This is a genomic window from Thioclava sp. F36-6, assembly GCF_002020305.1.
GTDB classification, from domain to species: Bacteria; Pseudomonadota; Alphaproteobacteria; order Rhodobacterales; family Rhodobacteraceae; genus Thioclava; species Thioclava sediminum.
In genome coordinates, this window is sequence record NZ_MPZX01000002.1 from 669,358 (window position 1) to 695,576 (window position 26,219).

At 64.7% G+C, this 26,219-nt stretch carries 27 protein-coding genes; 5 read left to right on the forward strand and 22 right to left on the reverse strand.

Annotated elements, in window-relative coordinates:
- The first annotated feature begins 53 nt into the window (after positions 1–53).
- Positions 54–854, forward strand: a complete 801-nt coding sequence (gene bhcR / locus BMI88_RS10240; RefSeq protein WP_078548301.1) for an HTH-type transcriptional regulator BhcR — start codon at positions 54–56, stop codon at positions 852–854.
- On the opposite strand, the gene ugpC is transcribed toward bhcR, so the two are convergent.
- The 4 genes from ugpC to ugpB all read right to left on the reverse strand — a co-directional run bounded on the left by ugpC (position 851) and on the right by ugpB (position 5,045).
- Complete coding sequence (gene ugpC / locus BMI88_RS10245; RefSeq protein WP_078548303.1) at positions 851–1,903, reverse strand: sn-glycerol-3-phosphate ABC transporter ATP-binding protein UgpC; 1,053 nt, start codon at positions 1,901–1,903, stop codon at positions 851–853. The two genes, bhcR and ugpC, sit on opposite strands and share 4 nt — an antisense overlap.
- A gap of 9 nt (positions 1,904–1,912) precedes the next feature.
- Positions 1,913–2,749, reverse strand: coding sequence for a sn-glycerol-3-phosphate ABC transporter permease UgpE (gene ugpE, locus BMI88_RS10250; protein ID WP_078549764.1), 837 nt, complete (start codon positions 2,747–2,749; stop codon positions 1,913–1,915).
- A gap of 32 nt (positions 2,750–2,781) precedes the next feature.
- Positions 2,782–3,663 (reverse strand): sn-glycerol-3-phosphate ABC transporter permease UgpA, encoded by an 882-nt coding sequence (gene ugpA / locus BMI88_RS10255; RefSeq protein WP_078548305.1) that lies wholly within the window; start codon positions 3,661–3,663, stop codon positions 2,782–2,784.
- 68 nt (positions 3,664–3,731) lie between these two features.
- Positions 3,732–5,045, reverse strand: coding sequence for a sn-glycerol-3-phosphate ABC transporter substrate-binding protein UgpB (gene ugpB, locus BMI88_RS10260; protein ID WP_078548307.1), 1,314 nt, complete (start codon positions 5,043–5,045; stop codon positions 3,732–3,734).
- A gap of 250 nt (positions 5,046–5,295) precedes the next feature.
- Between ugpB and BMI88_RS10265 the strand changes: the two genes are divergently transcribed.
- From BMI88_RS10265 to BMI88_RS10275, 3 genes are read left to right on the forward strand one after another with little or no spacing between them, the layout of a single operon-like run.
- On the forward strand, positions 5,296–5,910 hold the full coding sequence (locus BMI88_RS10265) for a hypothetical protein (RefSeq protein ID WP_146673541.1): 615 nt from the start codon (positions 5,296–5,298) through the stop codon (positions 5,908–5,910).
- A complete protein-coding gene (locus BMI88_RS10270) occupies positions 5,907–6,542 on the forward strand; it encodes a hypothetical protein (protein WP_146673542.1) in 636 nt (211 codons plus the stop codon). The genes BMI88_RS10265 and BMI88_RS10270 overlap by 4 nt, the downstream gene beginning before the upstream one ends.
- Positions 6,530–8,191 (forward strand): hypothetical protein, encoded by a 1,662-nt coding sequence (locus BMI88_RS10275; RefSeq protein WP_078548313.1) that lies wholly within the window; start codon positions 6,530–6,532, stop codon positions 8,189–8,191. The genes BMI88_RS10270 and BMI88_RS10275 overlap by 13 nt, the downstream gene beginning before the upstream one ends.
- Here BMI88_RS10275 and BMI88_RS10280 read toward each other — a convergent pair.
- The gene (locus BMI88_RS10280) at positions 8,188–8,844 is read right to left on the reverse strand and encodes a pyridoxamine 5'-phosphate oxidase family protein (protein ID WP_078548315.1); all 657 of its coding nucleotides are present in this window, start codon (positions 8,842–8,844) and stop codon (positions 8,188–8,190) included. The genes BMI88_RS10275 and BMI88_RS10280 overlap by 4 nt on opposite strands.
- A 66-nt stretch (positions 8,845–8,910) precedes the next feature.
- Here BMI88_RS10280 and BMI88_RS10285 point away from each other — a divergent pair, with 66 nt between their 5' ends.
- Positions 8,911–10,347 carry a PLP-dependent aminotransferase family protein gene (locus BMI88_RS10285; protein WP_078548317.1) on the forward strand — a complete coding sequence of 479 codons (1,437 nt, stop codon included), beginning with the start codon at positions 8,911–8,913 and terminating at the stop codon, positions 10,345–10,347.
- Here the strand turns inward: BMI88_RS10285 and hypE are convergent.
- From hypE to hypF, 17 genes are all read right to left on the reverse strand, one after another.
- Positions 10,344–11,363: a hydrogenase expression/formation protein HypE gene (hypE, locus tag BMI88_RS10290; protein ID WP_078548319.1), complete on the reverse strand. Its 1,020-nt coding sequence runs from the start codon at positions 11,361–11,363 to the stop codon at positions 10,344–10,346. The genes BMI88_RS10285 and hypE overlap by 4 nt on opposite strands.
- 114 nt (positions 11,364–11,477) lie before the next feature.
- Entirely contained in the window at positions 11,478–12,620 is a 1,143-nt protein-coding gene (gene hypD / locus BMI88_RS10295) for a hydrogenase formation protein HypD (protein ID WP_078548321.1), read from the reverse strand.
- 5 nt (positions 12,621–12,625) lie between these two features.
- Positions 12,626–12,913, reverse strand: coding sequence for a HypC/HybG/HupF family hydrogenase formation chaperone (hypC, locus tag BMI88_RS10300; protein ID WP_078548323.1), 288 nt, complete (start codon positions 12,911–12,913; stop codon positions 12,626–12,628).
- The gene (locus BMI88_RS10305) at positions 12,913–14,388 is read right to left on the reverse strand and encodes a sigma-54 dependent transcriptional regulator (RefSeq protein ID WP_078548325.1); all 1,476 of its coding nucleotides are present in this window, start codon (positions 14,386–14,388) and stop codon (positions 12,913–12,915) included. The genes hypC and BMI88_RS10305 overlap by 1 nt, the downstream gene beginning before the upstream one ends.
- Complete coding sequence (gene hypB, locus BMI88_RS10310; protein WP_078520434.1) at positions 14,385–15,284, reverse strand: hydrogenase nickel incorporation protein HypB; 900 nt, start codon at positions 15,282–15,284, stop codon at positions 14,385–14,387. Before hypB ends, BMI88_RS10305 begins: the two co-directional genes overlap by 4 nt.
- Positions 15,284–15,625 (reverse strand): hydrogenase maturation nickel metallochaperone HypA, encoded by a 342-nt coding sequence (gene hypA / locus BMI88_RS10315; protein WP_078520435.1) that lies wholly within the window; start codon positions 15,623–15,625, stop codon positions 15,284–15,286. The genes hypB and hypA overlap by 1 nt, the downstream gene beginning before the upstream one ends.
- Positions 15,618–16,502, reverse strand: a complete 885-nt coding sequence (locus BMI88_RS10320) for a hypothetical protein (protein WP_078548327.1) — start codon at positions 16,500–16,502, stop codon at positions 15,618–15,620. The genes hypA and BMI88_RS10320 overlap by 8 nt, the downstream gene beginning before the upstream one ends.
- Complete coding sequence (gene hybE, locus BMI88_RS10325) at positions 16,499–17,338, reverse strand: [NiFe]-hydrogenase assembly chaperone HybE (RefSeq protein ID WP_078548329.1); 840 nt, start codon at positions 17,336–17,338, stop codon at positions 16,499–16,501. Before hybE ends, BMI88_RS10320 begins: the two co-directional genes overlap by 4 nt.
- Positions 17,335–18,165 carry a hydrogenase expression/formation protein gene (locus BMI88_RS10330; protein WP_078548342.1) on the reverse strand — a complete coding sequence of 277 codons (831 nt, stop codon included), beginning with the start codon at positions 18,163–18,165 and terminating at the stop codon, positions 17,335–17,337. The genes hybE and BMI88_RS10330 overlap by 4 nt, the downstream gene beginning before the upstream one ends.
- A 4-nt stretch (positions 18,166–18,169) precedes the next feature.
- The gene (locus tag BMI88_RS10335; RefSeq protein ID WP_078520438.1) at positions 18,170–18,586 is read right to left on the reverse strand and encodes a hydrogenase accessory protein; all 417 of its coding nucleotides are present in this window, start codon (positions 18,584–18,586) and stop codon (positions 18,170–18,172) included.
- A 10-nt stretch (positions 18,587–18,596) separates the two neighbouring features.
- Complete coding sequence (locus BMI88_RS10340; RefSeq protein ID WP_078548344.1) at positions 18,597–18,917, reverse strand: HypC/HybG/HupF family hydrogenase formation chaperone; 321 nt, start codon at positions 18,915–18,917, stop codon at positions 18,597–18,599.
- A complete protein-coding gene (locus BMI88_RS10345) occupies positions 18,917–19,549 on the reverse strand; it encodes a HyaD/HybD family hydrogenase maturation endopeptidase (protein ID WP_078548346.1) in 633 nt (210 codons plus the stop codon). The genes BMI88_RS10340 and BMI88_RS10345 overlap by 1 nt, the downstream gene beginning before the upstream one ends.
- 319 nt (positions 19,550–19,868) lie before the next feature.
- Entirely contained in the window at positions 19,869–20,645 is a 777-nt protein-coding gene (cybH, locus tag BMI88_RS10350; RefSeq protein ID WP_038145390.1) for a Ni/Fe-hydrogenase, b-type cytochrome subunit, read from the reverse strand.
- Positions 20,646–20,650: 5 nt separating this feature from the next.
- Positions 20,651–20,836: a hypothetical protein gene (locus tag BMI88_RS10355; RefSeq protein WP_078548348.1), complete on the reverse strand. Its 186-nt coding sequence runs from the start codon at positions 20,834–20,836 to the stop codon at positions 20,651–20,653.
- Positions 20,837–20,850: 14 nt separating this feature from the next.
- Entirely contained in the window at positions 20,851–22,647 is a 1,797-nt protein-coding gene (locus BMI88_RS10360) for a nickel-dependent hydrogenase large subunit (RefSeq protein ID WP_078548349.1), read from the reverse strand.
- Between the two features lie 3 nt (positions 22,648–22,650).
- Positions 22,651–23,727: a hydrogenase small subunit gene (locus BMI88_RS10365; protein ID WP_078548350.1), complete on the reverse strand. Its 1,077-nt coding sequence runs from the start codon at positions 23,725–23,727 to the stop codon at positions 22,651–22,653.
- Between the two features lie 225 nt (positions 23,728–23,952).
- Complete coding sequence (gene hypF, locus BMI88_RS10370; protein ID WP_078548351.1) at positions 23,953–26,217, reverse strand: carbamoyltransferase HypF; 2,265 nt, start codon at positions 26,215–26,217, stop codon at positions 23,953–23,955.
- Positions 26,218–26,219 lie beyond the last annotated feature (2 nt).

Below are 26,219 nucleotides of genomic sequence, written 5' to 3' on the forward strand. Positions count from 1 at the left end.
TTTTGCTTTATACTGCGTAAGATATTTCTTTTTGCCGCTCAGAGGTGCGCCCGATGACCACGCCCCGCCGGAAGGGCCGCCCGAAAGGCTTCAACACCGACCCCGCGCAGGGCACGATCCTCGCGCTGGACCGGGCGCTCGACGTGCTGGACCTGCTGGCGCGGCATGGCGGGCTGTCGCTGAGCGCCATCGCGCGCGAGCTGGACCAGTCTCCGGCGACGATGCACCGGGTTCTGGCCACGCTGCATGCCCGCGATTTCGTGGAGCCCGAGGCACAGGACTGGCATATCGGCCCGGCGGCCTTCCGCATCGGCTCGGCCTTCCTGCGGCGCACCAATGTCTTCGAACGCGCGCGCCCGCTAATGCAGGATCTGATGCGCGCGACCGGAGAGACGTCAAATCTGGGCGTGGAGCGCGCGGGACAGGTTCTGTTCACCGGGCAGGTGGAGACGCATGATCCGATCCGGGCGTTCTTCCCACCGGGCACGGTCGCGCCGCTGCACGCGTCTGGCATCGGCAAGGCGCTTCTGAGCACCTACGCGCCGGACCGGCTCGACCAGCTCCTCGCGGAGTACGATTTCACGCGGTTCAATGACCGCACGATCGGCGATGCGGAAGCCTTGCGCGCAGAACTGGAGCGGGTCACGGCGCGGGGCTACGCGGTGGACGATGAAGAACGCACGCTCGGGATGCGCTGCATCGCCGCGCCGATCTTCGACGCGCATGGCGATGCGGTGGCGGGGATTTCGGTCTCCGGCCCCGTGCAGCGGATTCCCGATAGCCGCCTGCCCGCCCTCGGGCACGCGGTCGCTCAGGCCGCGAAAGCGATCAGCCACCGGATCGGGGCGGCTTAATTCAGCCGTTGACCGGTTTTCGGATCGAAGAGATGCAGGTCCTCGGCGTTCACCGAGAGCCGCACCTGCCCCACGGCTTCCTTCTCCATATGCACGCCCGGCAGCGCCGCGGTCATCGCCTCGCCGCGCCCTTCCAGCGTGCCGTGCAGGAGCGTATTCGCGCCCAGTGGCTCGGACAGGGTGACATTCAGAGACAGAGGCCCGTTATCGTCGGGATGCAGGTGTTCGGGCCGAATACCGAGGCTGACGGGGCGATCGGGCAGATCGGTCGGGCCAAGCGTGACATGGCCAAGCATCACCTGTCCGCCGCGCACCTCGGCATCGAGAATGTTCATCGACGGGCTGCCGATGAACTGCGCTGCGAAGATCGTCACGGGGCGCTCATAGACTTCGAGCGGCGTGCCGATCTGCTCGGCTACACCGCCGTTCATCACGATCATCCGGTCGGCCATGGTCATCGCCTCGACCTGATCGTGGGTCACGTAAAGCGCGGTCACGCCCAGCTTGCGCTGCAGCTCGCGGATTTCGACACGCATCTGCACCCGCAGCTTGGCGTCGAGGTTCGACAGCGGCTCGTCGAACAGGAAGACCGACGGCTCGCGCACGATGGCGCGGCCCATCGCCACCCGCTGTCGCTGCCCGCCCGACAATTCGCGCGGCTTGCGCTCGAGATAGTCCGATAGCTGCAGCAGCTTCGCCGCCTCATCGACGCGTCGCTTGATCTCGGTTTTCGCCATGCCCGCGATCTTCAGGCCGTAGCCCATGTTCTGGCGCACCGACATATGCGGGTAGAGCGCGTAGTTCTGGAACACCATCGCGATGTCGCGGTCCATCGGCTCACGCTCGTTCACGCGGGCTTCGCCGATCCGGATTTCGCCCTCGGAGATGCTCTCCAGCCCCGCGACCATGCGCAGAAGCGTCGATTTCCCGCAGCCGGAAGGACCGACGATGACGATGAATTCGCCATCCTGGATGTCGATCGAGACCCCGTGCAGAACCTCGGTCTTGCCGAAACGTTTCTTGATATTTTCGAGTTCAACGGTCGCCATTGTCTGCCCTTATTTCTCGCTGTCCACGAGGCCGCGAATGAAGAGTTTCTGCATCGAGATCACCACGATCACCGGCGGGATCATCGCGAGGATCGAGGTCGCCATGATGACCGGCCAATCGGCGATATCGTCGCCCGATGGGAACATCTGCTTGAGCCCCATGACGATGGTGTTCATCTCGGGATTGGTGGTGATGAGAAGCGGCCAGAGATACTGGTTCCAGCCGTAGATGAAGAGGATCACGAAGAGCGCCGCGATATTCGTGCGGCTCATCGGCAGCAGGATATCGAAGAAGAAGCGCATCGGACGCGCGCCATCGACGCGCGCAGCCTCGGCCAGCTCGTCCGGCACCGTCAGGAAGAACTGCCGGAACAGGAAGGTCGCCGTGGCCGATGCGATCAGGGGCAGGATCAGGCCGGAATAGCTGTTGAGCATCCCGAAGCCCGCCACGACCTCGTAGGTCGGCACGATCCGCACCTCGACCGGCAGCATCAGGGTGATGAAGATCATCCAGAAGAAGAAGCGCCGCCCCGGAAAGCGGAAATAGACGATCGCGAAGGCCGACAAGAGCGAGATCGCGATCTTGCCGAGCGCGATCCCCAACGCCATCACCAGCGAGTTCACCAGCATCGTCGCGACCGGCACGTTCACCCCGGAGAACAGCGCATCCGAATAGTTCTCGATCAGGTGCGAGCCCGGCATCACCGGCATCGGCGCCTGCGCGATCTCCTGCTGGGTGTGGGTCGAAGCCACGAAGGCCAGCCAGATCGGGAAGAAGATCACCAGCACGCCCACGATCATGAGCACATGGGTCAGCCACAGACCGGAGCCGCGCTTTTCCACCATGCCCGGGGGCGGTTCGCTGTGCATGTCAGCCATCAGTAATGCACCCGCTTTTCGACGAATTTGAATTGCAGCACCGTCAGGAAGCCCACGACCACCAACAGCACCACGGATTGCGCGGCGGAGCTGCCGAGATCCTGGCCCACGAACCCGTCGGCGTAGACCTTGTAGACGAGGATCGTAGTGGCCTGTTGCGGCCCGCCGGAGGTGATCGTGTGGATCACGCCGAAGGTCTCGAAGAAGGCATAGACGATGTTGACGACCAGCAGGAAGAAGGTCGTGGGCGACAGGAGCGGCAGCACGATCGTGAAGAAGCGCCGCCAGAACCGCGCCCCGTCGATCGCCGCCGCTTCGATCACCGATTTCGGCACCGCTTGCAGCGCCGCGAAATAGAACAGGAAGTTGTAGCTGATGCGACCCCAGGCCGACGCCACGACGACAAGCCCCATCGCCTCATGCTCGTTGAGCACATGGTTCCAGTCGTAACCCATCTGGTTGAGATAGAAGGCGACAACGCCGATCCGCGTGTTGAACATGAACAGCCACAGCACGCCAGCCACCGCGGGCGCGACCGCATAGGGCCAGATCAGCAGCGTGCGATAGGTCCCCGCCCCCTTCACCAGCCGATCCGCCAGCACCGCGAGGAACAGCGCCGGGATCATCGAGACCAGCGTCACGAGGGTCGAGAACACCCCCGTCGTCACGAAGGACGCGCGGTAATAAGGGTCGTTGAACAGGTATTCGAAATTGCCGAGGCCCACATACTGCATCGACAGGCCGAACGGATCGGGGATGAACAGCGATTGCCACACCGCCTCGCCCGCCGGGTAGAAGAAGAACACGCCCGAGACGATCAACTGCGGCGCAAGCAGCAGCATCGGCAAGAGCCAGCCCTTGAAGGTTACGCGTTTTTCCATATCGGGATCGGGGCCTTCGAATAGAAATAGCCGCGGGCAGGTCTCGCCTGCCCGCGGCCGGATTTGGGTTAGCGGTTGGCTTGCTCGAAGCGGCGCAGCAGCTGGTTGCCACGCTCCACCGCGTTGTCGAGCGCGTCCTGAGCGGTCTTGTCACCGGCCCAGACAGCTTCCAGTTCCTCGTCGATGATGCCGCGGATCTGGTCGAAGTTGCCCAGACGGATGCCCTTCGAGTTCTCGGTCGGCGCATTCGCAGTCATCTGCTTCACAGCCACGTCGGTGCCGGGGTTCGCGTCATAGAAGCCCTGCTCGCGGGTCAGATCAGCCGCTGCCTTGGTGATCGGCAGATAGCCGGTGTCCTGGTGCCACTTCGCCTGCACTTCCGGCGAGGAGAGATAGCTCAGGAATTCGGCGACGCCCTTGTAATGGCTGTCATCCTTGCCCGACATCACCCAGAGCGACGCGCCCCCGATGATGGTGTTCTGCGGCGCGCCGTCCACGTCACCCCAATAGGGCAGCGGGTGAACCTCGAAGTTGAACTTGGCTTCGGACTTGATGCCCGCGTACCCGGCCGAGCTCTCGGTGAAGAGCGCGCAGGTGCCGGCGCGGAAATCGGCGCCGCCTTCGTTGCGGCGGCCTTTGTAGACGAACTCGCCCTTTTTGGCCCAGTCACCCAGCGTCTGGATATGCTTGACCTGAACGGGGCCGTTGAATTCCAGCTTCGCGTCGAGACCGGCGAAGCCGTTCTCTTGGCTGGCGAACGGCACATTATGATAGGCCGAGAGGTTCTCGAGCTGAATCCAGCTCTGCCACGCGGTGGTCATCGGGCAATCGACGCCCGAGGCCTTCAACTGGTCGAGCACCTTGCCGACATCTTCCCAAGTCGTCAGCGGTGCATCCTTGGCCACGCCTGCCTCGTCGAGCATGTCGCGGTTGACCCAGAGAACCGGCGTCGAGGAGTTGAAGGGCAGCGACAGCATCTTGCCGTCGGTCGTGGTGTAATAGCCCTTCACCGCGCCGATATAATCGTCGGGATTGAAGTCGACGCCCGCGTCTTCCATCACCTGATAGACCGGCTTGATCGCGCCCTTGGCGGCCATCATCGTCGCCGTGCCGACCTCGAACACCATCAGGATGTCGGGCTGCTCACCGGCGCGGAAAGCCGCGATCCCGGCGTTCAGCGTTTCCGAGTAGTTGCCCTTGTTGGTCGCCACGACCTCATACTGGTCCTGGCTGGCATTGAAGTCCTTGACCTGCTGATCGACGAGCTCGCCGAGACGGCCGGTAAAGGCGTGCCAGAACTGGATTTCCGTCGCCGCATTGGCCGTGAAGGGCGCAATGAGCGAGGCCGACGCAAGCGCCGCACCGAGTGCAAAATTCTTCATGTCTTCCTCCCATATGTAGCGGGATTCATTGTTGGATGGATCTGAGGCCCCGAGCGAAGCCTCCGCGCTACGCGGCGTAGTGTGCGGATGTAACAGGAACAAAACAAGAGAGTGATTTCGTTTTCGCTTTGACGCTCGGTCGCGTTACCCGATGCGGAGCCGTGCCTCCTCAACCCCTATTTTTCATAGGAATTTCGAAGTTTCTCGAAGTTAGGCCAATCCATTGCTCACGATTTTGTGAAGCGCATTTTTGCGCGCTTCGACCAAAACCGAACAAAAACCGACAGCTCCGCGCAACGTCCGAGCATGTTTCGCCCCGCCCCCGCCGCGCTTTGCCGAATCCCTTCGATTTGCTAGCCTATTGAAATGGTTCAACTCGGTTCGGATCATCGTCATGTTCGTTGCGTCGTATCAGTTTTCTGCCTTTCCGATCCTTGCCGCCGCAGGGATCGCCCTCGCATCGACGAGCGCAGCGTTCGCCCAAAGCTCCGGTGAAGGTCCCGCCCTTCGATGGGATCAGGCCGAGTGCCTGCGCGATCATGCAACCGACTACCTCGAGCAACGGGCATTCCCGTCAATCCTCTTCGTGGGCTTCTGTAAGGACGGGGTTTTCGACCCCACCGCAGCGGAGATCGCACAGGGAACGAGCCGCAATTCCGCCATCGACTCGGAAGGTCTGCCGCGGTTGCAATCCGGCGCGGTCATCCCAGCCAATCCCAAAGCTGCAGTGCTCGTGTTGACCCGTGCGCAGCTCGAATGCCTGCGCGACAGTTTCGACAGCGTCGCGCGCAAGCAGGTCGCGAAACTCGACGAGACGACCGAAATTCCGGTGGCCGAGCTTGATTTCTCGGGATGCCCGCAGTGAGCGCGGGGCAAACGCCGCCCGCTCCCGCAGACGCCCCCAATGTGCCCAGAGACGCGCCTGAAGCGGATACCGCCCCGCCCGAAGTCGCGTCCCGTGAGCCCATAACCCCGCTGCGGATCATCGAAGCGGGGTCGTGGGCTGCCACGATCATCGCCCTCGTCTTCACCGGCTGGCAAGTCTTCCAATGGCGCGAGGACCGGAAAGCCGATCTCTCGCTCGAAATGGTCGCGCGCTTTTCCGACCTCGAATATGCAGGAAGCGCCCGCCGCGAACTTGCGCAATTCTGGTGGCAGAACTCGGACGCCCTAGCCAAAGTCACAGCGATCAAAGGCGGTATCCCTCCCGCGCAGCGGCAAAAATTTCTTGACCTGCTCTTCCAGAAACGCCCTCCCGTGAAACGTCAGGAGCAATTCGCGGCCGTGTCAGAGATGGCGAATTTCTTCGATCAGGTCGAGCTGTGCATCGCGACCAAACGCTGCGACGCACAGATCGCGACGGACTACTTCTGCGGCTACGCCGCGAATTTCGCCGACCTCTACCAAGGCCCGCTCACCCAAGTGCGCGACACCTTCGGCACGGCGGGTCTCGGGACCGGCCTGCAAAATTTCGTGGAGGCCAGATGCGACGACTGATCCCAGCCCTCGCCCTGCTGAGCGCCCTCGGCATCGCCCCACCAGCGCTCGCCGCCGATATAGACTGGGCGCCGCCGATCACGGATGAGTTCGTGCTGCCCTATGTCGGCGCGAACATGGCCACCGGGACCAAGCCGGGCGACAGCTTCGATTTCAAGAACGCGTTGCACATTCATATCAGAGGCGAAATCACGCCGGGCGACGCAGAGACATTCAGAAACCTGATCACCGACAAGGCCAGCGAGATCTTCGACCCGATTTCGGGCGGGGTGAATATGCGCCCCGTCGTCGTCTCTCTCGACAGTGACGGCGGCGATTTCTACGAGGGTCTCAAACTCTCCGACTCGATCCGCGGCTTCGCTACATTCGTCGGCAAAGGCGACCGGTGCCTCTCGGCCTGTGCGATAGCGTTTCTGGGCGGCTCAGAGCGGATGCTGCGCGGCTACCCGATGTGGAACGCGCGATACGTCCACACCGAAGGCGTCGTCGGGTTTCACGCGCCATTCTCGAGCCTCTCGAATACGCTTATGATCCCCGATGGCACGCCGTTTTCGGGCACGCTCGGCAATCAGATCGCCACGCAATTCTACGCGCAGGCTCAGGACGCCATCAACGAACTCACGAAGCGGATGGGGACATGGAATATCGCTCCGGGCTTCGTCTTCGAAATGATCGGCAAGAAATATCAGAAGGAGGACGACAGGCCGCTGGGCGAGCAGTACCTGCTGATCAATTCATATAACCGGCTCGATCAGACCAAAACGACTGTCCTTGCCGACCGCGCCCCGAACCCGGCCAATGTGGACATTCTCGGCGCCATAAACGCCTGCGAATTCGTGGTATTCGCAAATACCGGTCGCCGGGTGATGACTGGCCCGCCAGTATCTTCAGAGACCATCCCGGAGCATGGCCTGATCCGCTTGTGGTCACGTTACTCAAGCTTCGGACAGGCGACAGAGGAAGGTCTTAAGACCTCGGGCAACGCCCGCCCTCGGCTGCTGAGATCCAAGATCGGCCCGCTCACGTCGAACGTCCTTTTGCCGGCGGCGGGCGACGACTCCTATTACCTGCAAGCGAAGCTCTCAGGCCCTGGCCGCGTCGACTGCAATGTTTTCAGGGACGCTGACGGCCAATGGTATGTCAAAACCTACAATATCGACATTCATGGCAACGATACGTTTCTCACGATGAACGGGACAACAGCCACGCAGCGCGATGTGCTCGACTATAAGGGCCCCTACCCGATCAACGATTACACCATACTTGGCCCCGACGGCGTCTGGAACAATTTCCCCGCCATCGAGCCCTCTGAAGACGTCGCGCCGATCCTCGCCAAATTCCCCGCTATCACCGGCCCCAGCTTCGACTGCACCGGCAAGCTCGATCCGGCGGCGGAGGTGATCTGCCTGATCCGCCCGCTCGGCCAGCTCGACGGGGTGCTGGGCAAGCTCTATCCCCGCGCCGTCGCGAAGGACGCAGAGGGCACGAAGCAGAGCCAGCGGCATTGGCTCAAGATTCGCGACCGCGCCTGTCGTCCGGGCGGGATCGACACGAACGACCCGCTGCAATTCCGCAGCCTGATCGATTGCCTCACCTTCTTTTACGAGATGCGCCTTGGGGAATTGGACCAGATCGCGCAGGCCAATTAACCCCCATAGCGGAAATCGCGCACATGCGCGGGCATCTCGACACCGTCGAGATTGCGCGGATCGGGGATCGGGTCGCCCACCTCCATACGGATCGGGATCACCCCGGCCCAGATCGGCAGCGCGTAATCCTCTTCGTCGTCACTCGGCCCGCCGGTGCGGACCTTCGCGGCGCCCTCGGCGATCTCCATCCCCAGCACGGTCGTCGCTTTCAGATCCTGCGCGTGATCGGGGCGCAGCATCTCGTAGCGGCCCGGATAGAGATGGTTCACGAAGGTCCCGAGCTTTTGCAGCTTCTCGTCCGGATCCTCCACCTTGAACGCGGTCCCGTAGAGCATCACCGACCGCGTGTTCAGCGAGTGATGCATCCCGGAGCGTGCCAGCACCAACCCATCGAGGATCGAGACCGTCAGGCAAACCTCGGCCTGCGTCTCGCTGCGCAAAGCGCGGCTCGCGGAAGAGCCGTGCCAATAGACGTGATTACCCTCGCGCCATTGCATCGTCGGCGTCACATAAGGCCTGCCATCGCGGACATAGCCCACATGGCACATCGGCTGCGCATCGAGGATCGCGTTGATCGTCTCGCGGTCGAAATGGCCGCGCTCATGCAGGCGGCGCAGGCGGGAACGGTCAGTCACGGGAAGGGTCTCGGTCATGGGGCTCTCACTCAAAGCGGGTCTATCTTGTCCCGGCAGCGATACCGCCCTATTGGATAGGAAAACATGTCCAGTTTCGCCAAAATGTACCAGTCCAATCTGAACGCCGCCCTCTTCGGCCTGTCGCTGGATCGCCGCTCCGGCTTGCCGCTGCACGCGCAGCTGACGCAAGCGCTGCGCGAGATGCTGCGTGCCGATCCCGCCGCAGCCGGAGAGCGCCTGCCGCCAAGCCGCGCTCTGGCCGAGGAGCTGTCGGTCTCGCGCATGACGGTGACCACCGCCTATGATCAACTGATCGCCGAGGGCTATCTGAGCACCCGCCCCGGCGGCGGCACCTATGTGGCCGAGGACCTGCCCCATCTCGCACCGCCCGCGCCGCGGCACGCGCCACATTCGGAGCCGCACGCGGCACAGACGTGGCTGCCCTTTCAGCCCGGCCTGCCCGATCAGGCGCTGTTCCCGCACAGGCTTTGGGCGCGCCACCTCGAACGGGCATGGCGCAACCCCGATCCCGCGCTTCTGGACCGGCCCGACCCGTTCGGCTGGCCCCCTTTGCGGCAGGCGATCCGCGACCACCTCGCGGCATGGCGCGGCCTCGACTGCGCGACCGAACAGGTGGTGATCACCGGCGGTGCGTGGGACGGGTTCGACCTGATCGCGCGGGCGGCGCTGCCCCCCGGCGCGCTGATGGCGACCGAAGATCCCGGCTGGGCGACGATGGGTCATGTGCTGGCCGCAAGCGGGATCACCGAGCGCCCGGTGCGCATCGACGCCGAGGGGCTCGACCCCGCCGATCTGCCGCCCGAGACCCGCGCGGTCACCATCACCCCATCGCGCCATTTCCCGACCGGGATCGCGATGCCGCTGACGCGCAGGCTGGCGCTGCTTGACTGGGCGCGCGAGCGCGACGCTTTGATCGTCGAGGATGATTACGACAGCGAGTTCCGCTATCGCGGCCAGCCGCTGCCCGCGCTCGCCGGGCTCGATGGATTGCAGCGCGTAATCTATATGGGCAGCTTCTCGAAATTGCTCAGCCCGGCGCTGCGGATCGGCTATCTGGTGTTGCCCGAGCGGCTGATGACCCCGATGCGCGACGCGATTGCGACGACCGGATCGCGGGTCTCGATGGTTCCGCAACCGGCGCTGGCGAGCTTCATGGCGAGCGGCGAATTCGCGACCCATCTGCGGCGGATGCGGCGCCATTACGCCAAGCGACAGCGTCACCTGCTGAACGAACTGACGGGACTGGAGGACTATCTTCAGCTTCAGCCCGATCCGTCGGGAATGCATCTCTGCGCAGGCCTCGGCCCGGCCCTCGCCCCTCTGGGCGACCGTGCGATATCCGAGCGCGCCAAAGCGGTGGGCCTCACGCTGCGGGCGCTATCGTCCCACGCCCGCCTGCCTGACCCGCCGCAAGGCCTGCTCTTGGGCTATGCCGCCTTCGACGAACGGGCGTTGAGCACCGCCGCAGACACGCTGCGCGCCCTGCTAAAGGAACTCTAGCAGATACGCGGCAGTTGCTCGCCCACCAGCATATCGACGATGCGCTGACCGCCGAAGGCCGTCGTCATCCGCACCTGCTTATGCCCCTCGACCGCACGGCCCACGATCACCGCGCCGGTCCCTTCGGGGCGCGCGCGCATCGCGGCCAGCGCCGCCTCGGCCTCGACCTCGGGCACGAAGACCACCAGCCGCCCCTCATTGGCCAGATACAGTGGATCGAGCCCGAGGATCTCGCACATCCCGACGACCTCGGTGCGCAGCGGCAGCGCGTCCTCGGCGATCTCGATGCCGCAGCCAGCGGCTTCCGCAATCTCGTTGAGCGCCGAGGCCAGCCCGCCCCGGGTCAGATCGCGCGCGGCCTTCGCGCCCGGCGCCACCGCCAGCACATCCGCCATCAGATGCCCCAACGCAGCACAATCGCTCTCGATCGCGCTCGACAGCGCCAGATCGCCGCGCGCGGCAAGGATCGTCGCGCCGTGATCGCCCAGGACCCCGTTCACGATCGCCACATCGCCGGGCGCGACCCGCCCTGCGGCCATCTCGACCCCACCGGGGATCACGCCGACGCCTGCCGTGGTGACGAACACCCCGTCACAGGCCCCACGCCCGACCACCTTCGTGTCGCCGGTGACGATCTTCACACCGGCAGCCTCGGCCTCGCGCGCCATCGTCGCCACGATCCGGCGCAGCAGCGCGATCTCGGAGCCTTCCTCGATGATGAAGGCCGCCGAGAGCCAAAGCGGCTTCGCGCCGCCCACCGCCAGATCGTTCACCGTGCCGCAAACCGCGATCTTACCGATATCGCCGCCCGGAAACTCGATGGGCGTGACGACATAGCTATCGGTCGTAAAGGCCAGCCGCGCGCCGGGCTCGGCCAGCGCCTCGGCCTGCAGCCGCGCCTGATCCTCCATGCCGGGCGGCGCGAAGACCGAGGTGAACACCTCCTCGATCAGATCCCGCATCGCCTTGCCACCACCACCATGGGCCAGCGTCACCCGCTCGTCGCGCAGAGCCATTCTACCTACCTTCGCCTTGGTCCAAATATCCCGGGGGAGCGGCAAAGCCGCGGGGGCGGAGCCCCCTCTTCCCTCAATCACTGTCGCCCTCCGGCGACGGGGGCAGCGCCCCCTTTACTCCGCCGGCTCGACAGCGCGCGCGCCGCCATATTGCCAATAGGCCGCACAGGCACCTTCGGAGCTCACCATCAGCGCGCCAAGCGGCATTTCCGGCGTACAGCCACGCCCGAATTGCGGACACTCCACCGGCTTCATCCGCCCCGTCATCACCTGCCCGCAGGCGCAACCCTCGGCCTCTTCGACCTCGCGCCGACCGGCGGCATAGCCGATGCAGAATTTCTCCTCGGCGTCATAGGCCTCGTATTGCGTACGGATGCGCAGCCCCGACTTGTCGATCTCGCCCAAGCCGCGCCATTCAAACGACGGCCGCGTCTCGTAGACATCGTCGATCGCGGCAAGGCTAACCGGATTGCCATGCTCGGGCACGACGCGGGCATATTGGTTCTCGACCTCGGCGCGGCCCTCCGCGATCTGGCGCAGCACCATCAGTACTGATTGCAGCAAGTCGAGCGGTTCGAAGCCTGCCACCGCGATGGGCTTGCCGTAATCCTGCGCGATGAAATCGTAAGGATGGATGCCGATCACCATCGAGACATGGCCGGGCCCAATGAAGCCATCAAGGCACATATGCGGATCATCGAGCAGCGCCTTGATCGGCTCGGGCACGGTGATGTGATTGCAGAACACACTGAAATTGCCTAAGCCTTCGCGCGCGGCCTGCTGGATCGCGAGCGCCGTGGAGGGGGTCGTGGTCTCGAACCCCAACCCGAAGAACACCACTTCGCGCTCCGGGTTACGGCGCGCCAGCTCCAGCGCGTCGAGCGGCGAATAGACCATGCGGATATCCGCGCCATCGGCCTTCGCCTGCAGAAGCGATTTCTTCGTGCCCGGCACGCGCATCGCATCGCCGAAAGTGGTGAAGATCACGCCCGGACGCTCGGCGATCTCGATGCATTCATCGACCCGCGCACGCGGCAGCACGCAGACCGGGCAGCCGGGGCCGTGGATGAACTCGATGCCCTCATGGACCAGCTTGTCGAGCCCGTAGCGGAAGATCGAATGGGTATGCCCGCCGCAGACCTCCATGATGTGGACGGGCTTTTCCTTCGTCGCGCCGATCTGATCGGCCACCTTGGCGATCTCGGCCAGCAGCACCTTGGCGGCTTTCGGATCGCGGAATTCGGATGCGAATTTCATCTGCCTCACTCCCCTGCCAGCGCGGCGTCGCCCGCGGCCATTTGTTCCAGCGCCTCCTGCGCCTCGCCAAGATCGCGCAGCGCGATCAGCGTCTTTTCGGCCTCGACCTCGTCGATCAGGCTCATTGCGAAACCGACATGGATCAGCGCCCATTGCCCTACGAGCCCCTCCAGCGCGCCATCCGCCACGCAAGCCACATTCACTTCGCGGCGCACGCCCGACACCTCGGCCATCGCCATCTGGCGCGTCTCATCGGTGATCGCCACGATCTGGCCCGGAATACCCAAACACATCAGTCACTCTCCTCCTCGGTGGCCACCGACGGGTCGGCGATGCCGTAACGATCCAGTTTCGCCCGCAGGCCCACGCGCGACAGGCCCAGCTCGGCCGCCGCACGGCTCTTGTTCCAGCGGTTGCGGGTAAGCGTCTCGCGCAGGATGCGCATCTCCATCAGCTCGATCCGGTCCTTGAGCGTGCCCTCGGCGGTCATCACGTCCTCGGCGGCGCGATCGGCGCCCTCATCCGATGGATCGGCCTGCAGGATGTGGCGCGAGATCAGCTCTGCGCCCAGCACATTGTCCTGCGCGAAGATCAGCATCCGCGTGACCTCGTTGGTCAGTTCGCGCAGATTGCCCGGCCAGTCGTAATTCTCCAGAAATTCCAGCGCCGCCGCCTCGAACCCCATCACCGGCTTGCCGTGGCTCGTCGCGACCTCGGACAGGATCGCCTGCGCCAGCATCGCCACGTCGCCCCGCCGCGCGCGCAGCGGCGGGATCGCGATCTCGCCAAGGCTCAACGCATAGTAAAGATCGGTGCGGAACCGCCCCTCGGCGACGCCTGCGCGCAGGTCGCCCGACGCGCCCGCGATCAGTCGCAGATTGGTCGAGACCGCCTCCTGCCCGCCCACCGGGGTCACGACCCCGTCGCGCAGCATCCGGTGTAGCGCAAGCTGCAATGCCGGGCTCGCTCCTTCGATCCCGGCCAGATAGAGCGTGCCGCGATCGGCTTTCTGCGCCAGCCCGATCTTGGCCACGCCACCGGGCAGCACGCCGCGCTTGGCGCCGAACAGCTCGACCATCGCGAGATCTTCCGGCATGCCGGAAATATTCAATTCGTAGAATGGCTTCTCCGAGCGCAGCGAGCCGTAATGCATCGCGCGGGCCATCTGCGTCTTGCCCGTGCCCGGCTCACCCGTCATCAACACCGGCACGTCGAAGCTGGCATATTGCCGCGCGAGAGTGACCGCCGCGTTCATCGCGGAATTGGGCGCGCGCAGGATCGTCTCGAACCCCATCCCCTCGCGCAAGGACCGGCGCCGCTTCTCGACCCGCGTCTCGGTGGTCGAGTTGAGGAACCGCATCTCCAGCGTCAGCCGCTCGTTCTCACGCGACAGCTGGAACATCCGCGCGGCATTGCGGGCCACCGCCAGAAGCTGCTCGGGATGCCAGGGCTTGGCGATAAACTGGTGAATGCCCGCATCATTGATCGCGGCCACCATCGACGCGCTGTCGGTGTAGCCGGTGATCACGATCCGCACCGTTTCCGGCCAGCGCTCGCGCACCTCGGTGAGGAAATCGACCCCCGAGCGGCCGGGCATCCGCTGATCGCAGAAGATCACCTGCACCCATTCCTCTTCGAGTACCGCCATCGCCTCTTCAGCCCCCGGCGCGGTGAGGATCTCGAACTCGTCCTCAAGCGCCATTTTCATCGCCTGAAGCGAATGGGGCTCGTCATCGACGAGGAGGATGGCCGGGGTCGAGCCGGTCATGACGCGGCCTTCCGGTCGAGCCCGCGCTTGAGCCAATCGAGCCACGCCTGCATCCCCTCGCCCGTGCGGGCCGAGACGCGCAGCACCTCGATCTCCGGGTTCACGCGCTTGATGTTGGCCTCGTAGAGATCGAGATCGACATCGCAATAGGGGGCCAGATCGGTCTTGTTGAGGATCGCGAGACCGGCGGCTGCGAACATGTCCGGATATTTCAGCGGTTTGTCCTCGCCCTCTGTGACCGACAGGATCGCGACCTTCGCATCCTCGCCCAGATCGAAGGCGGCGGGGCAGACGAGGTTGCCAACATTCTCGATGAACAGAAGCGACCCTTCGGGCAGCGCGAGCCGGTCGAGCGCGGTTTCCACCATGCGCCCGTCGAGGTGGCAGCCCTTGCCGGTGTTCACCTGAATGGCCTTCGCGCCTGTCGCGCGGATGCGGTCCGCGTCATTGGTGGTCTGCTGGTCGCCCTCGATCACTGCGAGCGGCGCATCGCCCAGCATCTCGATCGTGCGGCACAGGAGCGTGGTCTTGCCCGAGCCGGGAGAGGAGACGAGGTTGGTCGCGAAGATGCCCTTCTGCGCCAGTCGCGCCCGGTTCTTCCCGGCGAAATCGTTGTTTTTCGAAAGGATATCGGTCTCGATCTCGATCAGACGTTCTTGGCTCATACCCGGCACTTCGGTGCCTGCCGCCCCAAGGCCGATATGGATATCGCCGTGGTCGTGGTGGTGATGGTGGGGGGCGTGATCGTGAGACTGATGGCCCTGCGCGGGTGCCGGAGCTCCTTGCGCGAGCACCGCCAGAGGCGCCGCTTTCGGCACGGCCTGACTGCTCTTTTCCAGATGGGCGCGGAACTGATCCTCCACGCTATGTCCGCTGCATCCGCACACCGTGCACATCAGAGCACCTCCATATCCTTGATCCGCATCTCCTCGCCGCCCTGCGCCAGCAATTTGCCGCCGCCGCAGTTCGGGCAAGGGTCCAGTCGATGTTCGATTTCCACAGTCTCCGCGCAATCATAGCAGAGCGCTTTGCCGGGGATGTCGATAATCTGCAATTCCGCGCCTTCCGCGGGCGATCCGCGCATCACCACGTCGAAGGCGAATTCCAGCGCGTGTTTCTCGACGCCTGCGAAACGCCCGATTTCGAGCCGCAGCGTGGTCACGCGCGAAAAGCTGTTGGCCTTGGCCGCATCCTCGATCACGCCGCGGATGCCTTCGGCGATCGACATCTCATGCATCGGCGACCTCCCGCATCAGAACTGGCACGCAGGGATCGAGTATGTCCACCACCAAGCTCGCCAAAGACACTTTCTCTGCGGGCAGGCTCTCGAGGCTACGCTGCAACATCCCGCCGGGCACCGTCAGATGATCGGTCGGCGTGATCCGCGTGAGCGCGCTCACACGACCGCCGCTCAGTCTGACCTGCAAGGTATAGGCACCGCGTGCCGCCGCGACCGAGGCCACTCCTGGCGCGATATGGCGCGCGGGTGGCCGATCGAAGCACAGCCGATCCAGATCGACCACGCGCCCCAGCGCCCGCCAGAGCGGCCCGCGCCCGTAGCGCGCTTCGGCCTGACGCATCAGATCCGCATCGCGCATCCGACCGGCGGCGGAATTTTCCTGCGGCACCAGCGACAAAGGCTGCGACAGGTCGGGCAGATCGGCCACCGCTTCGCCCGGCGCGAAACGCTCCGCGATCGCCGCCAGAAGCGGACTGATCCCCGCACCGGAACTCAGCCAGTCCGCGAGCTGCGAGGGCCGCGCACCGCCCCAGATCCAGCGCTGCAACGCCGCGCCGCCCTTCGACCAATCCGCGGGCAGCGGCATCGGGTCGTGACCGATCTGCGCGGGCCAGCGCAGGCATAGCTTGGAGAGATGGTCGCGCAAGATCTCGCGCCGCGGGTCGCATCCGGCAGCCTCCAGCCCCGTCGCCAGCCGCACCGCGAGGCCCTGCGCCATGCCGCACAGGTTGAACAGGCGGGGCATCAGTTCCGCGACCTCTTCGGGGGTCTTGCCCAGCATCATCGCCTCGACCGGGCTCGGCGCGGGCAGCGCAAGCACCGCCTTCAGCCGAGCGCCGTCGCGCGCAATGGTTATGCCGAGCGTTTGGTTCATTCCGCGTCATCCGCCGCGTCGCGCGGCGCATCCTCGGCCAGACCGGCCGAGATCAGCTTGCGCCGGGTCGGTTGCGCCATCTCCTCGACGCGCGCATCTTCCGCCGCCTGCGCAGCCTCGGCCTCCTCGACCGCGGCAAGCTCGGCCTCGCGACCGGCGCGGATTTCGGATTTGCGATCCGTCTCGGCGCGGTTCTCGTCCTTGAACAGTTCCATCATGATCGCGCGGGCGACATCGGTCGCCTGCATCTGCGTCTGGAAATCGCCCATCGGCGAGAAAAGCGAACACGCCTTGTAGCCGCCGCCCATCTCGCGGACGTTATGGATGAACTCGTACGTGCCGGACGGGAAGTCGATGTTTTCCTTGGCGCCGGGGACCAGCGTCGACCAATCCTCGCCCTCGCGCGGCAACATGATCAGGTTCATGAACCACGGGCTGACAAGCACACCGAGCCCGCGCCCTTCGTGCGAGACGAAGCCCACCGCCTCGACCGAAAGCGCCTTGTTGACCAGTGGCACGTCGCGCATTTTCGAATGCCAGACCTCGCGGAAATCGGCCGTGAGCTTGACCACCTGTTCCTCGATCCGGCGCGCCTCCAGCATCGCGGGCGCGCCCGGATCGGTCTGCACCATGAACTGCTCTTTCGGCGCGTCGCAATTCGGGCAATGCCAGTCCTCGGGCAGCATTGAGAACGGCGTGCCGGGCAGGACCTGACGGAAATCGTCGCCCTCCGCCGGATCGTAAGGCGTCCAGCAGATCTTGCATTCCATGATCGCCTGATCGGAAATCCGGTCATTGGCGCCCATGTAGCTTCCCTCGAACCCCGCGACGCTCATCGGATCGCCTCCAGCACTTCGACGATCCGCTCGGCGGAGTCGACGAGATCCTCTTTCGCGGCGATCGCCACCTCGGGCATCGTGGTCACTTCGAACGTGTCGAGGATCAGCGTGTCCATCGAGTTGAAGAACTGCACCCGCCAGACATGGGGCAGCGCGGTGGCGGAGACGCGGCAATTGCCGTAGCCACGCGACAGGATCGTCACCGCGCCTTCGCCCGTCGCCGCATCCAGCCAGACGAGGTCTTCCTCGGTATGGGGCAGCAGGGTCAGGTTCACCACATGCGGCTCGCCGCCCATAAAACTGCCCGATTTATCCTCCAGTTCGGCCATCAGCGCCGGGGCGTTGACAACGCCCGGACCGCGCGGATGGGTCTTGCCTTCGGCCTTGCGGAACGGCTCGAAGGCGCGGCTCAGCGCCGCCGAAGGGACCGGTCCGACCTCGATCTTGTCGACGCCCGAACCTGCGATCATCCAGACGCCCGCGAAGACCGACTCCTGCACCGCCAGCGCCGGGATGCCGCGGATCTTCATCGCGACCTCGCCCTGCCCCATCGTCTCTGCGATGAGCGCGCGGTTCTCGGCATCGAGATGGCTCAGATCGAAGCTCGCCATGCCGCCTTGCGCCGCCGCCTCGCAGGCCTTCGCCACATCGGCGAGCGTCTTGAGCGCGGGCGTCACGCTGGACGGGTCGTCGATGTCAGGCATATGCGCCGAATAGGTGCGCATGCCGGAGGGCAGCTTCATATATTCAAGCTGCGCATCCTCGTCTTCGGGTTGCGAGCCGGGACCGAAGCCCATGGGCGGAAGGTGGAAATTGGAAACCATCGTCTCAGCCTTTCGCGGTCAGGATATGGGAGGTGCGGGCGACGTAATCGTCCCAGTCGCGGATCTTCTCGATCGCGCCGAGATATTCGCCCTCGCGGTAGAACAGGAAACCAGGGGCTTTCAGCGCGCGGGTCTGCTGGCGCAGCTCGGTCTCGATCGCATCTCCCACCACCGCGCAGTCGAAGGCGTGCTGGAAGGCCATGCGGATTTCCGGCAGCACCACGGCGGCGTCGGGGGTCTCGAGGTTGCGCTTGGCGTCGCCCGGAATGAACAGGCAATGCGCCCCGGGACGCGCGGTGAACTCGGCCACATCGGACATGTTCGCCAGAAGCGGATAGCCCATCTCGTCGATCAGGCGGGTCACGAGCGGGTGCATCGCGCCCGAGGGCGGGGCCGTATCGGGCATTGCGAAATCGTGCATGTGTCTCTCCTCAGGCAGTCGTTTTGCCGGCATCGCGCGCGGCTTGCAGATGGGGCGGCAGTTGCGGCTCGCGGGCGTCGAGATCGGCGAAAGCATCGCCCAGATCGCCGCCCTGCATCAGGGCCCGCAGCCCGCCAAGCGCGGCCGCGATCTTAGTCGCCTCGTCCTCGGTGATCACCTCGCGAGAAGCCCCGAGAAAGGCCAGAAGCCAGTCGCCGGGCTTGGCGTCGGGCGTCAGCGACAGGTCGACAATGCCGGGCTGTCCCTCTTCGAGAACCTCGCCGCGGATGCCATCGACCGCCACCAGTTGAACCGGGATTCCGACGCACATCAGGCGCGGACCTTCTCGGCGCCGGGGAAGAAGCGGTGATCGCCCATCCGGCAGGCCTCGCCCTCGGTCGGGCGGCCCCCTTCGTACGCGCCACGGCGGATCGAGGCATCGGCGAGGTCATCGGCCTGCGTCACGCCTGCCGCGACCGAAATGCCCCAGCGCGCCAGTTCGGCTTCGCATTCGCGGATCGCGGGCTCGATCTGGGCTGCGACCGCGGGGCGCAGGCCTCCGCCATAATCCTCCAGCTCGACCGGCTGGCAGCCGATCAGCGTCAGCTTCGCCGGGCAGCGGTTCATCAGCTGCGCGGTGGCGATCACGTCCTGAAAACCGGTCTGGTGCAGGCTCATTTTCTTGGCGCCCATGAAGGCGGGCACGTCGTCGTCGCGCAGTACCCGCATCTCGCCCGGCTCCAGCCCGAAATCGATCGCATCGAAGACGATCAGCGCATCGGCCTCTTCGAGAAACGGCAGCAGATACAGGCCCTGCGTGCCGCCGTCCAAGAGCTTGACGTTCTCCGGCACGGCGCGGGTCTCGGCCATCACCTCGACGCAGCGCACGCCGAAGCCCTCATCCGCCCAAAGAACGTTCCCGATACCCAGAACGAGCACCCGGTCCGGCGCAAAATCCGACATGATTTTCTCCCTCTCCCCGAGGCGGCAAGCGCGTTGCCATCCTCGCCTCGAACCGACAATAGGCTTTGCAGAGGGGCGGGTTTCACGGAAATCGCACGAAACTGCGACAATCTGTCTAGTCTTTGTTTTTACGAAATTTTCCTGAAAAATGCGCCGCTATCAAAGCCGCCAATGTGGAAACTATATTTCCACCTAAGCAGATTTTTCGCAATGAAATCTTCCACCGGCAGGCAACGCTGGAAACAGCTCGAATCCGGGCCCAAATGCAGAACGGGCGCGGATTGACCCGCGCCCGTTCGCCCTACCACCGCACGAACCGTTACTCGATACGATCGTCCTTAAACGTCCGGTGGCCGGAGATCATCGTGGAGACCATCGACTGACGGCTCATGATGTCTTCGCGGATCGCCGCGTAGATGTGCACGATCATGAAGATCACGATGGCCCACATTCCCAGATGGTGCAGCGTGTGCAGCCTTTGGGAGTTCTGCACGAGGCCCAGCACCCAGCCCATCAGCGTATCGGGCAAAGAGCCCTGCCCCGCACCTTCCGCATAGAGCGCCCAGCCGGTGATCAGCATGAAGGTGATCCCAAGCGTCATGAAGAAGAACATCGCAAGCTGTGCCAACGGGTTGTGGCCCACGTATTTCTTCGGCGTCTTTTCGAGGAAAGCATACCAGCGCAGCTCGTGACCCAGCTCTTTCCACCAGCGCTTGCGCCAGACCGGCACGTAGAACAGCTGGCGGGCGTGGTGATTGCCCACGAAGGCCCAGTAGATGCGCCCGAAGAAGATCACCGTCAGGACCTGCGCCGCCGCGAAATGGCCGAAGCGGATATAGCCCATGACGAATTGCTCGGTCGCTTCGCCGATCTGCAGCGACGGCAGGGGCGCGCCGATCAGGAAACCGGTCACGATCAGAACCGTGATCATCAGCGCGTTGAGCCAGTGCCAGAGGCGCACGGGCGCCTCGTAGACATAGACGGAAGTCCGGCGGCGGATCGAGTCGAGATCTTCCTCGGTCGCGTCGCCGGTCAGGCGGGAGGCCTCGAAGGCCCCTGTCGCCTTGGGGTTTGGCGTGTGGATCGTGTCCTCCATCGCCCTTACTCCTTGCGGACGCGCTTGACGGCGCGGGCGATTTCGACGGCCACATAGGCCAGGGCGATCGCGCCAGCCGCCATCGCGATATGGGCGATGGTGTGCCCTTCCGCGCCGGGGGCCACCGCGTGGCCCGGATGGGCCAGCGCGGGACCTGCGATCATGCTGAAAGCGAATGCGAGTTTCTTCATGATTTCCTCCTCCCTCAGCGCACCTTGACGGTGGTGAGCTCTTCGCCGTCGGGCGACATCACATGGGTCGAACAGGCAAGGCACGGATCGAAGCTGTGCAGGGTGCGCAGGATCTCGACCGGCTCTTCGGGACGCTCCACCTTGGTGTTCATCAGCGAGGCCTCGAAGGCACCGATATTGCCCTGCGTATCACGGGGCGAACCGTTCCAGGTGGTGGGCACGACGCATTGGTAATTCTCGATGCGCCCGTCCTTGATCTTGACCCAATGCCCCAGCGCGCCGCGCGGAGCCTCGGTCATGCCGACGCCCTTGGCCTCTTTCGGCCAGCTCGACGGATCCCATTTCTCGACATTGGCGGTGCTTTCGTCGCCATTCTTGATGTTGGTCATCATCTTGTCGAAGAAGTGCCGCTGCAGACGCGAGCAATACTCGGATTCCAGCGCCCGCGCCGCGGTCCGGCCCAGCGTCGAGAAGACGGCGCTCAGCGGCAGGTCCATCTTGCGCAGCAGACCGTCGACCTGGTTCTTGATGTCTTCGTGACCCTTGGCGTAGCCCACGACGTAACGCGCAAGCGGACCGACCTCCATCGCGTGCCCCTTCCAGCGCGGGGCCTTGATCCAGCTGTATTTCGCAGCCTCGTCAAGCTCGATGATATTGGTCCGCGTGCCTTTGGCGTTCGGCCCGAGCTCGTATTGCGGCTCGGTCACGCCATCCCACGGGTGCAGGCCCTTGCCGGGCTCGCCATAAGTGTACCAGGAGTGGTCGACGAATTCCTGCACCTGCTCGGGGTCGCGCGGATCGACGTCATGCACCTCGTTGAGATTGCCGTTGATGATCGCGCCACGCGGCAGGTGAAGCTGCTCGGGCGAGAAGTCGTTCGGGTTCTCCGGGATGTCGCCATAGGCGAGGCAGGCCTGCGACGATAGACCGCCGCCGTAGAGCCAGTTCTTGTAGAAGCCGCCGATCGCGATCACGTCCGGAATGTAGACGTTCTCGTTGAACTCCTGACACTTGTCGATGATCGAGGAGACGAGGTTCAGCCGCTCCATGTTGATCGCACCGACCGAGCCGACGCCGTCGATATTGATCGGGCACGGCACGCCGCCTACCAGCCAGTTCGGGTGCGGGTTCTTGCCCCCGAAGATGGTATGAACCTTGACGATCTCCTTCTGAAGATCGAGCGCCTCCAGATAGTGCGTCGTCGCCATCAGGTCCGCTTCCGGCGGAAGCAGATAGGCCGGGTTGTCCCAATAGCCGTTTTTGAACAGCCCGAGCTGCCCGCTTTCGACGAATTTCTTGAGACGGTTCTGCACGTCCCGGAAATAGCCTGGGGAGGAGAGCGGATGGCTCGGGCTGACCTTCTGCTGCAGCTCCGAAGTCGCCTTCGGGTCTGCGCGCAGAGCGTTGACCGGGTTGACCCAATCGAGCGCATGCAGGTGATAGAAATGCACGATGTGGTCATGGATCTGCAGCGCGAGCTGCATCATGTTCCGGATCGAGTTCGCATTGTCGGGGATCTGGATTTTCAGCGCATCTTCCACCGCACGGACCGAGGTCAGCGCGTGGGTGCCAGTGCAGACGCCACAGATCCGTTCGGTGAAGGCCCAGGCGTCGCGCGGATCGCGGCCCTTCAGGATCACCTCGAGCCCGCGCCACATCGTGCCGGTCGAGACCGCGTTGGTGATCATGTTGTTTTCGTCCACATTCACTTCGCAGCGCATGTGACCCTCGATCCGGGTCACCGGGTCGACAACGACCCGCTTGCCCGAATTGTCCATCGTGTAGCCGTTCGGCGTGTTGAGAACCGACATGGATTACGCCTCCTCGTTCTTCTTCTGGGCGCGTTTGAGCGCGGAGACGGCAGCGTGAACTGCCACCGCACCGCCGACGACGGCCGCCGTGGTGCCGCCGACCACATCGGCATTCGCTTCGATCCCGAATTGCTTGATGTTGGTGAGCCGGTCGTAGAAGGAGCCCTGATCCCAGAATCCGTCCTCGGAGCAGCCGATACAGCCGTGACCCGACTGGATCGGGAAGCTGACACCCTCGTTCCAGCGCACGGTCGAGCACGCGTTGTAGGTGGTCGGCCCCTTGCAGCCCATCTTGTAGAGGCAATAGCCCTTGCGCGCGTTCTCGTCGTCCCACGTCTCGACGAACTGACCGGCGTCGAAATGCGGGCGGCGGTAGCATTTGTCGTGGATACGCTGCGAATAGAACATCTGCGGCCGACCCTGCCGATCCAGTTCGGGCATCCGGTCGAAGGTCAGCATGTAGGTGATCACGCCGGTCATCACCTCGGCGATGGGCGGGCAGCCCGGCACCTTGATGATCGGCTTGTCGGTGATGACCTTGTGCACCGGGGTGGCGCGCGTGGGGTTCGGGGCGGCAGCCTGCACGCAGCCATAGGAGGCGCAGGCGCCCCAGGAGATAATGGCTTTCGCATGCTCGGCAGCGTGGCGGAGTTGATCCACGAAGGGCTTGCCGCCCACGATGCAGTACATCCCGTCTTCGTTGAGCGGCGGATTGCCCTCCACGGCGAGGATGTAATTCCCTTTATACTTGTCGATCGTCTCCTGCAGCGCGGCTTCCGCCTGCGCGCCCGCCGCCGCCATCAGCGTGTCGTCATAGTCGAGCGAGATCATCGAGAGCACGACATCCTTGGCCAGCGGGTGGGCAGAGCGGATGAAGCTTTCCGAACAACAGGTACATTCGAGCCCGTGCACCCAGATCACCGGGGTGCGCGGCTTGGTTTCCATCGCATGGGCGATCTTGGGCACATAGGCCGGGCCGAGACCCAGCGCCGCCGCCGTCAGCGAGCAATATTTCATGAAGCTGCGGCGGGTAATCCCCTGCCGACGCATCACGTCGTAAAAGGTTTCGATCGCAGGCAAAGTGTCCCTCCCTCTGTGATCCCGATGACCGGATTCTCCCTCCTCCCGAGGGGAATACGCATGTGTGATCTCAGGATTGGCAGGTCGGGTCCGCGAACAGAACGAAATAATGACAGGATGTCGCAGGCGCGAATTCCTGTTTGTTTCCGATATGTTGCCCGTCAAAACCCCGGTGCGGCGCGGGGCCGCACTGGCACGTCAGTGACCAGCTTTCCGGGATTCCGGTCAGTCTCTTTCCGACTGCGCCGCAGCAATCACCGCCTGCCCCAGTGCCAGCGAGCCGTCATTCGCCGGAAGCGTGCGATGGCTCAGCACCGGCAGATCGCCCAGCGCCGCGCAGGTCAACCGATGCAACAGCGCGTTCTGATAGACGCCACCGGTCAGCACCACGGCTTTCGCGTCTCCGCTTTCGATCAGCGACCGCGCCCGGCGGGCAAAGCCCTGCGCCAGCGCCGCATGGAACCGCAGCGCGATTGTCTCGGGCGCGACCCCGGCCTCCAGATCGGCGGCGAGCGCCTGAAAGAACGGTCCGGCCTCGAGCACGTCGCCCGCATCCGCGAACGCATAGGCCCCGGCCTCCGCTGGGGCGCCGTGTGCCAACGCGTGCGCCGCCAGCGCCTCAAGCCGCATCGCGGCCTCGCCCTCATAGCTCTGCCGCATCGGGCAGATCCCGAGGCAGGCCGCCACCGCATCGAAGAGCCGCCCCGCCGACGACGACAGCGGCGCGTTGACCCCCTTCGCCGCCGCCTGACGCGCCAGATCGCGCGGGGCTTCCGGGAACAGGCTGTCGGCCAGCCCCGCCAGCCCCGCCGCATCGAGCCGCACCAGCGCGTTGCGCCACGGTTCTGCCTGCGCCCGGTCACCGCCGATCAGCGGCGCGGGCTCAAGCCAGCCGCGCCGCGCGAACCCAAGGTAATCGCCCAGCAACAGCTCGCCGCCCCAGACCGTTCCATCGGGCCCCAAGCCGAGCCCGTCGAGCACGATCCCCGCGACCTTGCCGCCCTCCAGCGGCCAACCGTTCTCGGCCATGCAGGCCGCGAGATGCGCATGGTGATGCTGCACCTCGACCAGATGCAACCCGTCGCGCGCGGCCCGTTCGACCCCGTGGCGCGAGGCCCGAAAATCGGGATGCAGATCGACCGCCACGACCTCGGGGCGATGATCGAACAGCGCCGCATAATCCGCATCGGCCTGCTCGAACGCCTCCCATGTCAGCACCTCGTCCAGCTCGCCCAGATGATGGCCCAGCAGCGCCTGCCCGTTCTTGATCAGGCAGATCGCGGCCTTCATCTGCCCGCCATAGCCCACCACCTGCGGCGCGCCCTCGAACCCGTCGGGCAGCGGCAAGGTGCCCGGCACCTGCCCCCGCGCGCGGCGCAGCACCATCGGCGGATCGGCCCGCACGACGCTGTCATCGAGCCGCCGCGCGATCTCGCGGTCATGCATCAGGAAGGCATCGACGAAGCCAGCCAGCTTCTCCCGAGCCTCACCGTTTCCGATCACCTGCGGCTCGCCCGAGAGATTGCCCGAGGTCATCACCAAGGGTCGCCCCTCTTCCCCCCGCGCCCATTCGCGCAGCAGCAGATGATGCAGCGGCGTATAGGGCAGCATCCAGCCGAGGCTGTCCTGCCCGGGCGCCACCGCCTCCGGCAACACCTCCCCCCCCTTTTGCAACAAAACGATCGGCGCCGCAGGATCGCGCAGCAGTTCCGCCTCGGCTTCCGAGACCTTGGCATAGCGGCGGATCGTCTCGATCTCGCCCATCAGCGCGAAGGGCTTAGCAGGCCTGCGCTTGCGCGCCCGTAATAGCGCCACCGCCTCGGCATTGCTCGCATCGCAGGCGAGATGAAACCCGCCCAAGCCCTTCACCGCGACGATCCCGCCACCCTGCAAAACCGCTCCGACCTCTTCGGCTCGACGCTCTTCCCCGCCCATCTCCAGCCACACCCGCGGCCCGCACTCGGGACAGGCGATCGGCTGCGCGTGAAAACGTCGATCCGCCGGGTTCTCATATTCCGCGCGACAGGCCGGACACATCTCGAAGGGCGCCATTGTCGTCTGTGCCCGGTCATAGGGCAGCGCGTGCAGGATCGTGAAACGCGGCCCGCAATGGGTGCAGTTCGTGAATGCGTAGTGCCGCCTGCGCCCGTCGCCCCGGATTTCCGCAAGACAGTCCGGGCAAGTCGCCGCATCCGGCGTCACCCGCGTCTCGGCCCCCGCCCCTTGCGAGGCCACGATCGCGAAGCCCTCAGGCGCGGTGTCGAACACAAACTCCGACACCTCCACCGCATCGAGCCGCGCAAGCGGCGGTGCCTCATCCGAGATCGCCTCGGCCAAACCGGCCAGTGCCCCCGCCACCCGGATCAACACGCCCTCGGGGTCGTTGAGCACATGGCCCGAAAGCCCACGCTCCTGCGCAAGCCGCCAGATGAAGGGGCGAAACCCCACCCCCTGCACCTGCCCGCGCACCCTGATCTCGAAACCCTGCATCT